Source organism: Saccharopolyspora spinosa NRRL 18395, from assembly GCF_000194155.1.
GTDB classification, from domain to species: Bacteria; Actinomycetota; Actinomycetes; order Mycobacteriales; family Pseudonocardiaceae; genus Saccharopolyspora; species Saccharopolyspora spinosa.
Map to the genome: position 1 here is coordinate 2,244,189 of NZ_GL877878.1, position 12,847 is coordinate 2,257,035.

Below are 12,847 nucleotides of genomic sequence, written 5' to 3' on the forward strand. Positions count from 1 at the left end.
GTCAGTCCGTTCGAGGGTCAGACCCACCAGCGGCGTCACTACACACATCATCACTGTCCGTTCACCTCACACCCAGCACGGGCTATGCCCTGGAGAGTTCGGGTGTCCCGCCCCCGCAGGGTGCGTTAAGGGGCTCCGCGCTTCAGCGGCACGAGCGGGACCACCCCAACGCCAACGGAGAACGGCCCCGCACCTCGGAAGAGGTGCGGGGCCGTGGTGCCTCAGCCGTTAGGCGTCAGACTCACGCACCGCCGGAGAGCTTCTCCCGCAGCGCCGCCAGCTGCGCGTCGCTGGCCAGCGAGCCGCTGTCCTGCTCCTCGCTCGAACCCGACGAGTAGTTGCCGCCGCTGGCGGGCTCCTCGCTGCCACCGGCCGCGGCGGCCGCAGCGGCCTCCGCGTCGGCCTGGCGGGCCTTGGTGATCTGGGTGATGTGCTTCTCGAAGCGCGTGTGGGCCTCGGCGTACTGCCGCTCCCACTCCTCACGCTGCTTGTCGTAGCCCTCGGTCCACTCCTGGGTCTCCGGGTCGAAGCCCTCGGGGTAGATGTAGTTGCCCTCGTTGTCGTACTCGGCGGCCATCCCGTACTGGGTGGGGTCGAACTCCGAGTCCGGGCTGAAGCCCTCGTTGGCCTGCTTCAGCGACAGCGAGATCCGGCGACGCTCCAGGTCGATGTCGATGACCTTGATCATCACCTCGTCGCCAACCTGGACGACCTGCTCCGGGATCTCCACGTGGCGCTCGGCCAGCTCGGAGATGTGCACCAGGCCCTCGATGCCCTCATCGACGCGGACGAACGCACCGAACGGAACCAGCTTGGTGACCTTGCCCGGCACGATCTGGCCGATCGCGTGAGTGCGGGCGAACTGGCGCCACGGGTCTTCCTGGGTGGCCTTCAGCGACAGCGAAACGCGCTCGCGGTCCATGTCCACGTCGAGGACCTCGACGGTGACTTCCTGGCCGACCTCGACGACCTCGCTCGGGTGGTCGATGTGCTTCCAGGACAGCTCCGAGACGTGCACCAGACCGTCAACGCCACCGAGGTCGACGAACGCACCGAAGTTGACGATGGAGGAAACGACGCCCTTGCGGACCTGGCCCTTCTGCAGCTGGTTGAGGAACTCGCTGCGGACCTCGGACTGGGTCTGCTCCAGCCAAGCGCGGCGGGACAGGACCACGTTGTTGCGGTTCTTGTCCAGCTCGATGATCTTGGCCTCGAGTTCGCGGCCCACGTAGGGCTGCAGGTCACGGACGCGGCGCATCTCGACCAGGGAGGCCGGCAGGAAGCCGCGCAGCCCGATGTCGAGGATGAGGCCGCCCTTGACGACCTCGATGACGGTGCCGCGCACGGGCTCGTCCTTCTCCTTGAGCTCCTCGATGGTGCCCCAGGCGCGCTCGTACTGGGCGCGCTTCTTGGAGAGGATCAGCCGGCCTTCCTTGTCCTCCTTCTGGAGAACAAGCGCCTCGACGAAGTCGCCGACGGTGACGACCTCGGCGGGGTCGACGTCGTGCTTGATCGACAGTTCGCGGGAGGGGATGACGCCCTCGGTCTTGTAGCCGATGTCAAGCAGCACCTCGTCGCGATCGACCTTGACGATGGTGCCCTCAACAATGTCCCCATCGTTGAAGTACTTGATGGTCTGGTCGACGGCGGCGAGGAAGTCCTCCTCCGTCCCGACGTCGTTCACTGCGACCTGCGGCTTGGTGGCGGCTGCAGTCGGGACGGTGGTGGTGTCGGTGGACATCAGGTGGGTTGCTCCGGTGCGGATAGTTTGGTCGCTGGATCTGCCTTGTTGCCGCGCCCCGGGGTGTCCGGCCAAGGCCAGCTGACTTGCTGGACCAGGCAGTTCCGCTTCTCCGGCAGACCTCCGCGGCCGGTGCGACCCGGCAGGGAAGAGCCGCCGACAGAAGACCCACGGCGCGGGCGGTATCGTACGCGCTTTCTCGATCGCCGGGCAAACTGCGGTACGCCTGGACGACCTGTCGGCTCCGGGCGACGACAATGCATCACGTTCGAGCAATACCCACTATCGGCGGGGGGAATCCTTGACACGAGCCGACGAACCGGAGAACGACGGGCTCCAGCGTATCTCCGCGGAGCACTTGTTGGGCACGGTCGGTGTGAGCAAACGCACTGTCGACGCGGCGGAATCCCGGGGCGCGAGCCGGTTGTGGTGGGACGCCGACGCCGACGACTACCAAGCCGAACACGGCGCGTTCCTCGGCGACAGCGATTTCATGTGGTGCCCGGAGCGGCTGCGCGAGCAGGACACCGGGCTGCTCGGCGACGTCCGGGGCAAGCGGGTGCTGGAGGTCGGCTGCGGCGCGGCCTCGTGTTCGCGGTGGCTGGCCGACCAGGGCGCGCATCCGGTCGGACTGGACATCTCGGCCGGGATGTTGCGCCACGCCGTCGCGGGCGGTGAGCGCAGCGGGACCGCGGTGCCGCTGGTGCAGGCCAGCGCGGACTGCCTGCCGTTCGCCGACGATTCCTTCGACCTGGCCTGCTCGGCGTTCGGCGGCGTGCCGTTCGTGGCCGATGCAGGAGCGGTGTTCCGGGAGGTCGCGCGGGTGCTGCGGCCGGGCGGCCGGTGGGTTTTCGCGGTGACGCACCCGATGCGGTGGGTCTTCCCCGACGATCCGGGGCCGACCGGGCTGACCGCGACCCACTCCTACTTCGACCACACCCCATACGTGGAGATCGACGCCGACGGCCGGGCCACCTACGTGGAGCACCACCGCACGCTCGGCGACTACGTCCGCCAGTTGGCCGCCGCCGGGTTGCACCTGGTCGATCTCATCGAACCGGAGTGGCCGGAGGGGCACACTCAGACGTGGGGGCAGTGGAGCCCGCTGCGTGGACGTCTCTTCCCCGGCACCGCGATCTTCGTCTGCCACAACTGATAGACGCCGATTCACCACACTGGGGCCGTCCTCATCAGACAACCTCCGGGAACCCACGGCGGCGCGAGCCGCCAGGGTCGGCCAAGCGCACTTCAGGACAAAGAACCAGACCTACGGTCAAGGCAGCTTCCGAGGAGAAGTCGTGGCGAGTGCACAGGAGTTGATGCGGGCTCAGTTCGCGCGGTTCGCCGCGCTGGACCCGCAACTGCCGGACACCCACCACCTGCCGTCCGACGGCAAGGCGATCGTGGCCCGGACCGCCGACGGCGGCACGGCGGCCGGGCTCGTCGCGCGCAACTCCAATCCGCCGGGGTCGGTGCAGAGCCTCTGGCAGGCCGGTGAGGTGTTCGAGCTCTTCCCGATCGTCGGCGAGCAGCCGCAGGCGGGCATGGACGCGCTGCTGGGGACCTGGCGCGAGTGGCTGGCGGCGCACGCCTCACCCGGTCCGAACTCGTCCTGCATGGTCGTGTGGCCGAGCCGGGACGTCGCCGCTACCAGGGCGTTGCTGGATCACGGCTTCGTCCCGCTGTCCTGCTTGTCCGTGCGCCCGCCGGCGCCGGTTGCATATACGAGACCATCTGGTACCGTAAAGATACGTCGCGCCGGACCGGCCGATCTGGACGCCGTCGTCGAACTCACGCTTTCCGAGCTCGAATACGCCGCCCTGGTCGGCACATCCGCGTACCGACCCGATGCTCCGCAGCTGAAGCGGACCGCTGCGCACGTGCGCCTGCACTCCAGCGATCCCGTGTGGCTGGCGGAGCAGGACGGAACGCCGGTCGCGGTAGCGGAGTGCGGCTGGGTGGACACCGCCAAGTCGCCCGGCAGCTACCGGCTCCGGTCCGGCACATGGGCGTACGTCAACTGCGTGTCGGTGCAGGAGAAGCTCCGCGGAACCGGCGTCGGCCAACAGCTGATGGCAACGGCGCACAACGAGTTCGCGCGCGCCGGAGCCGTCGGCAGCTTCCTGTACTACAACCCGCCCAACCCGTTGTCCTCGGTGTTCTGGCCCCGTCAGGGCTACCGGCCGCTGTGGACGATGTGGGAGGTGCGCCCGGCCACCGCGCTGCGCTGACGCTCGCCGCGGCCAGCGCACGGCCGTGAGAGTCGAGGAGTTCGGCGTGGAAATCGTCGCCACCGGCGTCGAGGTGATCGGAGCGCACGGGCCGCTGCTGACGCCCACTTCGCTTCGAGTGCGGACCGGCCAGGTCCTGCTCGCGGCGGGCGACCCGAACTCCGGCCGCACCGCGCTGGCGCTGGCGCTTTCCGGCCGGCTGCGACCCACTCGCGGCAGCGTGCGCCTTAACGGCACGATCGACGCGACCGCGCTGCGGCGCAGCGTCGCGGTCGTCGACGCGCCGGACATAACCGAACCCGACGGCGCACTGGTGGTGCGCGACGTCGTCGCCGAAGGCCTGACCCTGGCTGGCCGTCGATCCGGCCGCCGTCGCGTCCGCGACTGGCTGTCGGCCCGGGACTGGCTGCCCGAGGGGGCGAGCGAAAAGCGCTTCGAGAACCTCGCCGGGTTCGAGCGCACCCGGCTGCTTACCGAACTCGCCTGCGAGGCGCGCGCAGTCAAAGCCCTGGTGCTGGACTGCCCCGACCGCCACGGTGGCGATCCCACCGGCTGGTACTCCATCGCCACCCGCCACGCCGAGCGCGGCCTAGCCGTGATCGCGCTCTGCGCCCCGCACTCCGCCGACAAGCTCGGCGTTTCGCCCGCGAAGGTCGGCGCGGACAACGCCGAACCATCCACTTCGGACTCTGCTGAAGGTCTGTGATGACTAGTTTCCGGCTCGCGGCCACGGAGCTGCGCCGCCTGACTTCGGGCAAACTGCCCAGGCTCGCGCTGCTCGCGGTCACCCTGGTGCCGCTGCTGTACGGCGCGATGTACCTCTACGCGAACTGGGATCCCTACGGCAAGCTCGGCTCGGTGCCCGCGGCCGTGGTCATCGCCGACGAGGGCGGGCAGCGCGAGGACGGCACCCGGCTGGACGCCGGGCAGGACGTCTACCAGGAGCTGCTGGATTCCGCCACCTTCGACTGGACCCGCACCGACGAGCAGCAGGCCCAGGACGGCGTGGCCAGCGGCCGCTACACGTTCGCACTGGTGGTGCCGAAGGACTTCTCCGCGGCGTTGCTCTCCCCCGCCGACTTCGAGCCGCGGCAGGCGAAGCTGCGGCTGATCACCAACGACGCCAACAACTACCTCGTCGGCACCATCGCTGACAAGGTGGCTTCCGAGGTGCGCAAGGGAGTGGCCGCCAGCTCCGGGGCCGAGGCGGCCAACCAGTTCCTGCTCGGGTTCAGCGCCGTCCACGACAAGACACTCGAAGCAGCCGACGGCGCGGGCCAGCTCGCCGACGGTGCGGGACGGCTGCGCGACGGGCTCGGCCAGGCCAAGCAGGGCACCGACCAGTTGGCCACCGGCGCCCACCAGCTGGTCGACGGCCAGGCCAGGCTCGCCGACGGCGCCGCGCGGCTCAGCGACGGCACCGATCAGCTGCGCGGCGGGCTCGGCGAACTGCAACGGCAGACCGCTCCGCTGCCGGAGCAGACCGCGGAGCTCGCCGACGGCGCCGAGCAGGTCGCGGCCGGCAACGAGCTGCTCGCGTCCAAGGCGGAAACCCTCGGCGGGCTCTCGCAGGAGGTCGTGGACAACCTCGCCACGACGAAGAAGAAGATCGCCGGCCAGCTCCGCGAGAGGGGCGTCGACGAGGCCCAGGTCAAGAAGCTCGTCGACGGCATCGACGAGCTCAACAAGCCCATCACCGACGCCAACGGCAAGGTGCAGTCGCAGCTCGGCCAGCTGCGGACGCTCGCCGACGGCTCCCGCCAGGTCGCCGACGGCAACCGCAAGCTGGCGAACGCGATGCCCGGCATGACCAGCGGCATCGGCCGGCTCGCCGACGGCTCCCGCCAGGTCGACGACGGCGCGCAGCAGCTCCGCGACGGCGAGCGGCAGGCGCTGGCCGGCACCAAGCAGCTCCGCGACGGCGCCGACCAGCTCGCCGGCGGCACCCGGCAGCTCTCCGACGGTTCCGGCGAGCTCGCGGACGGGTCGAACACCCTCGCCACGGAGCTGGGCGAGGGCGTCAACGACATCCCGAACCCCGACGAGCAGACCCGCAACGCCACTGCGGACACCATCGGCGACCCGGTCGCCATCGATACCAACGCCCTGGTCAAGGCCGACACCTACGGGGCCGGGCTGGCGCCGTTCTTCATGGGGCTGGCGCTGTGGATCGGCGGGTTCGTGCTGTTCCTGCTGATGCTGCTGATGCGCCCGCTGTCCAGCCGCGCGCTCGCGGCCGGGGTCGCGCCGTGGCGCGTCGCGCTCGGCGGTTGGTTGCCCGCGGCGATCGTCGGCTTCGCGCAGGCCGTGCTGCTGTACCTCGTCGTGGTCTTCGGGGTGGGCGTGCATCCGGCGCACACCTGGTGGACGCTCGCGTTCCTGATCCTGACGTCGTTCGCCTTCACCGCCGTGGTCCACGCGCTCAACGCCGCGTTCGGGCCGAAGGGCAAGTTCATCGCGCTGGTCATCCTGGTGCTGCAGCTGGTCACCGCGGGCGGCACGTTCCCGTGGCAGACGATCCCGGAGCCGCTGCACCCGCTGCACCAGGTGCTGCCGCTGGGCTACGTCGTCAGCGGCCTGCGCAACCTGCTCTATGGCGGATTGGGCCTGGAGGCGGCGTCGAACGCGGCCGCGGTCCTGCTCTGCTACCTGGTCGCGTCGCTGCTGCTGAGCACGATCGCGGCCTGGCGGCAGCGGGTCTGGACCCCTACGCGTCTAAGGCCCGAACTGTCCCTCTAAGCGCTTGTCGCCAGACTCCACGTGGCGGTGCGGGTGGCCCTTGCTGCGAGGACGAAGGTTCAGAACCGAGTGCTGCGGGGGCCTGACCTAGCTGGGCCAGGTGAGGATTTCGCCGGTGCGGCGGTGCGACAGCGCGTGGGGTCGTCCCCCAGACTCGACACGCGCGGTCGCACCGCCCGTCGGGCGGTCCACTCCGGGCTTTCCCCACTGGCCGGCCCCGGCGAGGAAGATCCGCCGGGAACAGAGCAGATCCCGCAGCGACAGCAGCACGCACAGCTCGTAGACGACGCGTTCGATGCGCCCCTCCTTGTCCACGACTGCGTCCTGCCACTCCGGCGGCACCACGTCGTCCAGCGGGATGTTCTGGTCGAAGTCGTAGAACCGGCCACTCCCCCAGCACGTGGTGTAGTCGCTGACCAGCTCACCGAGCGCCGCCATGACCGGCCAGCAGCCCAGGTCCCGGCAGCGGAACTCCAGGCCCGCCAGCAGGAGCTTGATGATCTGCTGGTAGTAAGCGGAGTACGTGCCGCGGAGCACCGTTCGCTTGCGCCGGGCTCGCACGGCGTCGCGGGCTTCGCTGTCGCGCGTCAGCTTCCTTAGCTCCTGCTCGCTGGCGATCGGGTACAGCACTGTCCGCACTGTGTCGTCGGGACGATCCAGGGCGGCCCGGGCCAGTTCGAGCAAGAGCATGTCCCGCGCCTGCCTCGGCCACGCGGCGTCGGCGGCCTCCTGGCCGAGCCGGTGCTCCGCCCGCGCCCGGATCTGGTGCAGCAGGCCGACCAGCACCCGGCCGAGCAGATCGGTGATCTCCTTGCGCCGCACCGAGCACAGCGCGCTCAACAGGGTCACGCGGACCGCTCGTGGATGCGCCCTGAGCTCCTCCGAACCCGCGCTGGCCACCCGTGCGCACCACGCCTCCACGAGTTCCGCCGGAACGTCGTCGAAGAGATCGGACGGCAGGTGCAAGGCCTGCACCGCGGTTTGCTTGCCGACCTCCTTGAGGAGCGCGCCCAGCCAGATGTGCTCGGCGTTGCTCTCCTCCAACTTGACCAGCAGGTCGGTCGGCAACCCCAACGCCTGCAGCGACATGAGGCTTTCGATCTCCAGGAGCAATTTCTTCAGGTTCATCGAACCCACCTCGGAGCGCAGTTCGGCGAGCGACCATTCCTGGCGCTCATCCGAGTCCGCGAGCAAGGTTTCCAACTGGTCCGCCGAATCACCGATTCGATCCGCGATGCTGTGGCAGAGCAGCATTTCGAAGTCCTGCAGCGCGCGACTCGCCACCTGCCGGGCCAGGTTCGGCGTCGGCGGCTCGACCTCCTTCGCGCGGCAGTGCGCGATCAGCGCGGTGGCCAACTTGTCCCGACCCCGCCCCGCCCGGCCCGTCTCGTCGGTCAGCCACGCCAACCACTGCCGCTCATCGCCCAGGTCCACCGGGCACCTGAGCACATCAACTATCTGCCCCTGGAGGAGCTCAACCGTGTCCTTCGTGAACTCCGAGGCGGCCAAATCCACCTTCACAGTTCCCTCACCCCATGCCACCAGCACGGAATAGTCCCCAATGAGCGGAACCGTAGTACTCAGGTGCAAAACACGAATGAGCGAATACGCATGCGAAGCTCCCGGGTGCACAGAGCGACAAGAACCTGACGTCCCCTCGCGTTGTTCGGGGCACTCACGGCCCCGGTGTGCTCACGTCGCGGCCGGCTGCAGCGGGACGGCGACCTCCATCCCGATCGCATTGCCGGTCTCGTCGAGCCGCCCGATCTGGCGCATCGACACGAGGTTCAGGTCGGCCCCGCGCCGCTGCGCTTCGGCCAGCAGCACGCGAACGGCCGGGTGCACAGCCGAGTCGATGACCGGGACGTCTTCATCGTGCCGCCAGCCCACCACGAGCTCCAAACCTGCCCGAACTTCCCCTCGCTCGACAGTCCACCCGGGAATCGCCCAGGCCTCCGGCACCGCCCGGGCGACCGGCCAGCAGCACAGCACCTCGGCCTCGTCGTCAGTGGACCCCGCCCGCATCGACGACCAGAACGGCCCGATCGGCGCGTTGTCCGCCGCCGCCAACGCCTGCCACAACGCGGCTGGCTCACCGAGTAGCGCCGGTAGTTCGACCACGGCGCCACCGTGACCGGCTTCAGCAGACCCTGCTTGTCGTAGATCCGCAGCGCCCTCGCACTCAGGCCGGTCAGCTGCGCGAAATCCCCAATGCCGAGGATGGATCCAGTCTGGACCTTGCCCCAGGGGCAGAGTCCAATCCGCTAATCGGCGGGAGCCCCCTCGACGGGATCGTCGTAGCGGGCGATCTCGATCAGGTTGCCGTCCGGGTCGCGCAGGTACAGCGAGGTGATCGGGCCCTCCGCGCCGATCCGGCTGACCGGGCCTTCCTCGATGCGCACCTCGTTGGCGCGCAGGTGCTCCTGGACCTCGGAGAGCGCGTTGGCCGTGACGAAGCACAGGTTGGCCGAACCGGGCACCGGGTGAGTCGCGGTCGGCTCCACCAGTTCGCTGGCCGCGTGGAGCTTGATCGTCTGCCGACCGAAGCTCACCGCTCGCCGCTCGCCGGGGAACGCCACCGGCGTCATGCCGAGGATCTGCTCGTAGAACTCCACTGCCCGATCGACATCGGCCACGGTGAGGACCAGGTGGTCCACTCTGTCGATGCTGATCATGCTCCTCCTCCGGGTTGGCGCGGAGGCGGATTCGGGGGTGTCCGCGCCCTACCGTTGTCGCGCCCGCACGCACGCGTCCGGGCCCGGCAACGCGTACGGCAGGTTATAGGCACCGATCCATCGCCCGTTCGGGTGGGGTCACCCGACGGTGATGTCGACCATTGAAAATGGTTGCACCGACCCGACTCCGGTGAGTGACCACTTCGTGACGGCCCCGCAACGAGATTTCAGCGGTTCCCGCTGAATTCGGCGGACCTCAGTGCGCGGCGGTGTCCCAGGAGCGGCCGACGCCGACGGAGACCTCCAGCGGCACGTCCAGCTGGTAGGCCGAACCCATCTGCTCGCGCACCAGCTTCTCCACCTCGGCCCGCTCGTCGGCGGCGACCTCGATGATCAGTTCGTCGTGCACCTGCAGCAGCATCCGCGACCGCATGCCGTTGTCCCGCAACGCCCGGTGCACGCCCAGCATCGCGACCTTGATGATGTCGGCCGCGCTGCCCTGGATCGGCGCGTTGAGCGCCATCCGCTCCGCCATCTCCCGCCGCTGCCTGTTGTCACTGGTCAGGTCCGGCAGGTAGCGGCGGCGTCCCAGGATCGTCGAGGTGTAGCCGTCCTTGCGCGCCTGGTCCACGACCTCCCGCAGGTAGTCGCGGACGCGGCCGAAACGGGCGAAGTAGGCGTCCATCTGCGCCTTCGCGTCCTCGGCGGAGATCCGCAGCTGCTGCGCCAACCCGTAGGCCGACAGGCCGTAGGCCAGCCCGTAGGACATCGCCTTGACCCGGCGACGCAGCTCCTGGTCGACCTCGCCGATCGGCACCCCGAACGCCCGGGAGGCGACGTAGTTGTGCAGGTCCTCGCCGGTGCGGAAGGCCTCGATGAGCCCCTCGTCGCCGGAGAGGTGCGCCATGATGCGCATCTCGATCTGGCTGTAGTCGGCGGTCATCAGCTCCGCGTAACCGTCGCCGACGACGAAGACCTCCCGGATCCGGCGGCCCTCCTCGGTGCGGATCGGGATGTTCTGCAGGTTCGGGTCCGTCGAGGACAACCGGCCGGTCGCCGCGATGGTCTGGTTCAGCGTGGTGTGGATCCGCCCGTCGTCCGAAATGGACTTCACCAGACCGTCCACAGTGGTCTTCAGTCGGGTCGCGTCGCGGTGCTCCAGCAGGTGCTGCAGGAACGGGTGCTCGGTCTTCTCGAACAGCGTCTGCAGCGCCTCGGCATCGGTGGTGTAACCGGTCTTGGTGCGCTTGGTCTTCGGCATGTCCAGCTCGTCGAAGAGCACCACCTGCAGCTGCTTCGGCGAGCCGAGGTTGATCTCCTTGCCGATCACGCCGTAGGCGTCCTGCGCGGCCTGCTTGACCCGGGCCGCGAAGCGCGCACCCAGCTCGGCCAGCTGCTCCGAGTCGACCGCGATGCCCGCGCCCTCCAGCTCGCTGAGCACCACCAGCAGCGGCAGCTCCAGATCGGTGAGCAGCCCGCGGCTGTCGATGCGGTCCAGCTCCACGTCCAGCGCGTCGGCGAGCTCGGCCACCGCACGCGCCTTCACCAGCTCGGTCGAGGCGGCCTTCTCCTTGGTCTCCGCCTCGTCCTCCAACAGCGACAGCTGCCCGTCGTCGTCGCCTTGCTCCGCGCGCAGCTCGCGCTGCAGGTAGCGGACCACGAGGTCCGGCAGCTCGAAGGACCGCTGCCCGGGCCGCACCAGGTAGGCCGCCAGTGCGGTGTCGCTGGTCAGGCCCGCCACCGTCCAGCCGCGGTCGCGGATGGCGTGCAACGGCCCCTTGACGTCATGCGCGGCCTTCGTCGTCGCAGGGTCCGCCAGCCAGGCCGCCAGCGCCTGCTCGTCCTCCGGGGTCAGGACCGTGACGTCCACGAACGCCCCGTTGCCGTCGGCGGTGGCCAGCGCGATACCGGCCAGGTCGCCGTGCCCCCGGGCCCACCGCCCGATGAAGGCCAGCCCCACCCGGTTGCCGTTGCGGGCGTGCTTGTCCAGCCACCCCGCCAGCTGACCGGGCTGCACGACGCCGCCGGAGATCTCGAATCCCTCCTCGACCTCCGGCTCGGCGCTGGACAGCGTCGCGAACAGCCGGTCGCGCAGCACCCGGAACTCCAGGTCGTCGAACAGCCGGTGCACCGCGTCGCGGTCCCAGGTCCGCACCGCCAGCTCGGCCGGCGCCGACTCCAACGGGATGTCGCGGACCAGCTCGGTCAACTGCCGGTTGAGCAGCACCGACGACAGGTGCTCGCGCAGGGACTCACCGGCCTTGCCCTTGACCTCGTCGACCCGGTCCACCAGATCGGCCAGCGAACCGAACTGCTGGATCCACTTGGTGACGGTCTTCTCTCCCACCCCCGGGATCTTCGGCAGGTTGTCCGACGGGTCGCCGCGCAGCGCGGCGAAGTCCGGGTACTGCTGCGGCGTCAGGCCGTACTTGTCCTCGACGGCCTGCGGCGTGAAGCGGGTGAGCTCCGAAACGCCCTTCGTCGGGTACAGCACCGTGACATCGTCGGTGACCAGCTGCAGCGCATCCCGGTCACCGGTGCAGATCGAGACCTTGAAGTCCGCCGCGGTGGCCTGCGTGGTCAGCGTCGCGATGACGTCGTCGGCCTCGTAGTTCTCCTTGCTCAGCACCGGGATGTTCAGCGCGCCGAGGACGTCCTGGATCAGGCTGACCTGGCCGCGGAACTCGTCCGGCGTGGCGCTGCGGTTGGCCTTGTACCCGGTGAAGGCCTCGCTGCGGAAGGTCTTGCGGGAGACGTCGAAAGCAACCGCGAGGTGCGTGGGCTGCTCGTCGCGGAGCAGGTTGATCAGCATCGAGGTGAAGCCGTAGACCGCGTTGGTGTGCTGGCCCGTGCCGGTCTGGAAGTTCTCCTTCGGCAGGGCGTAGAAGGCGCGGTAGGCCATCGAGTGGCCGTCGATGAGCAGCAGGCGTCGGTCCTCGGAATGCATCACGGCGGCGAGTCTAGGCTGAAGCTCCGACAGCTTGTACCCGAGGCGATGGGAGGGCCCGGCGTGACTTCGCTCAACGGCGGTGAGGCGATGACCAGCGACAACGATCGGTTGAGCTCGGTGATGAGCGACGCCGGTGAGCAGCTCACCGAGCGGATGGGCATCGAAATCGTCGAATGGGACCCCGATCGGGTGGTCGCCACGATGCCGGTCGCGGGCAACCGCCAGCCCTACGGTCTGCTGCACGGCGGCGCGAACGCGGTGCTGGCCGAGACGCTCGGCTCCATCGCCGCCGCCCTGCACGCGGGCGCGGAGAGGGTCGCGGTCGGGCTGGAGCTGACCTGCACCCACCACCGCGCGGCCACCGAGGGTGTGGTCACCGGCGTCGCGACGCCCGTGCACCGGGGCCACTCGACGGCCACCTTCGACATCGTGATCACGGACGAGAACGATCGGCGCACCTGCACGGCGCGGCTGACCTGCGTCCTGCGCGACCAGCCCCCGGGGCAGTGAC

At 69.4% G+C, this 12,847-nt stretch carries 10 protein-coding genes and 1 pseudogene; 5 read left to right on the forward strand and 6 right to left on the reverse strand.

Annotated elements, in window-relative coordinates:
- Positions 1–241: 241 nt before the first annotated feature.
- Complete coding sequence (rpsA, locus tag SSPN_RS0111205) at positions 242–1,741, reverse strand: 30S ribosomal protein S1 (protein ID WP_010694529.1); 1,500 nt, start codon at positions 1,739–1,741, stop codon at positions 242–244.
- A gap of 301 nt (positions 1,742–2,042) precedes the next feature.
- Here rpsA and SSPN_RS0111210 point away from each other — a divergent pair, with 301 nt between their 5' ends.
- The 4 genes from SSPN_RS0111210 (at position 2,043) to SSPN_RS0111225 (ending at position 6,711) form a co-directional block, all read left to right on the forward strand.
- Positions 2,043–2,897, forward strand: coding sequence for a class I SAM-dependent methyltransferase (locus SSPN_RS0111210; protein WP_010694536.1), 855 nt, complete (start codon positions 2,043–2,045; stop codon positions 2,895–2,897).
- Between the two features lie 142 nt (positions 2,898–3,039).
- Positions 3,040–3,972, forward strand: a complete 933-nt coding sequence (locus tag SSPN_RS0111215) for a GNAT family N-acetyltransferase (RefSeq protein WP_010694537.1) — start codon at positions 3,040–3,042, stop codon at positions 3,970–3,972.
- 46 nt (positions 3,973–4,018) lie between these two features.
- Positions 4,019–4,678, forward strand: coding sequence for a P-loop NTPase family protein (locus tag SSPN_RS0111220; protein ID WP_010694538.1), 660 nt, complete (start codon positions 4,019–4,021; stop codon positions 4,676–4,678).
- Entirely contained in the window at positions 4,678–6,711 is a 2,034-nt protein-coding gene (locus SSPN_RS0111225) for a YhgE/Pip domain-containing protein (RefSeq protein ID WP_010694540.1), read from the forward strand. The genes SSPN_RS0111220 and SSPN_RS0111225 overlap by 1 nt, the downstream gene beginning before the upstream one ends.
- An 87-nt stretch (positions 6,712–6,798) precedes the next feature.
- On the opposite strand, the gene SSPN_RS0111230 is transcribed toward SSPN_RS0111225, so the two are convergent.
- From SSPN_RS0111230 to polA, 5 genes and pseudogenes are all read right to left on the reverse strand, one after another.
- A complete protein-coding gene (locus SSPN_RS0111230) occupies positions 6,799–8,232 on the reverse strand; it encodes a hypothetical protein (protein ID WP_010694542.1) in 1,434 nt (477 codons plus the stop codon).
- Positions 8,233–8,403: 171 nt separating this feature from the next.
- A complete protein-coding gene (locus SSPN_RS0111235) occupies positions 8,404–8,832 on the reverse strand; it encodes a hypothetical protein (RefSeq protein WP_010694544.1) in 429 nt (142 codons plus the stop codon).
- Positions 8,833–8,858: 26 nt separating this feature from the next.
- Positions 8,859–8,972: pseudogene (locus SSPN_RS62115) on the reverse strand (MerR family DNA-binding transcriptional regulator); the annotation flags it as partial.
- 3 nt (positions 8,973–8,975) lie between these two features.
- Positions 8,976–9,386 (reverse strand): VOC family protein, encoded by a 411-nt coding sequence (locus SSPN_RS0111240; RefSeq protein ID WP_010694547.1) that lies wholly within the window; start codon positions 9,384–9,386, stop codon positions 8,976–8,978.
- A 256-nt stretch (positions 9,387–9,642) separates the two neighbouring features.
- Positions 9,643–12,333 (reverse strand): DNA polymerase I, encoded by a 2,691-nt coding sequence (gene polA, locus SSPN_RS0111245; protein ID WP_029535214.1) that lies wholly within the window; start codon positions 12,331–12,333, stop codon positions 9,643–9,645.
- 90 nt (positions 12,334–12,423) lie between these two features.
- Here polA and SSPN_RS0111250 point away from each other — a divergent pair, with 90 nt between their 5' ends.
- Positions 12,424–12,846 carry a PaaI family thioesterase gene (locus SSPN_RS0111250; protein ID WP_044573801.1) on the forward strand — a complete coding sequence of 141 codons (423 nt, stop codon included), beginning with the start codon at positions 12,424–12,426 and terminating at the stop codon, positions 12,844–12,846.
- Position 12,847 lies beyond the last annotated feature (1 nt).

Bases quoted from the DNA above. Each gene is read 5' to 3' on its own strand.
- SSPN_RS0111250 (WP_044573801.1), top strand. From the start codon at position 12,424: ATGACCAGCGACAACGATCGGTTGAGCTCGGTGATGAGCGACGCCGGT.
- SSPN_RS0111225 (WP_010694540.1), top strand. From the start codon at position 4,678: ATGACTAGTTTCCGGCTCGCGGCCACGGAGCTGCGCCGCCTGACTTCG.
- SSPN_RS0111240 (WP_010694547.1), bottom strand. From the start codon at position 9,386: ATGATCAGCATCGACAGAGTGGACCACCTGGTCCTCACCGTGGCCGAT.
- polA (WP_029535214.1), bottom strand. From the start codon at position 12,333: ATGCATTCCGAGGACCGACGCCTGCTGCTCATCGACGGCCACTCGATG.
- rpsA (WP_010694529.1), bottom strand. From the start codon at position 1,741: ATGTCCACCGACACCACCACCGTCCCGACTGCAGCCGCCACCAAGCCG.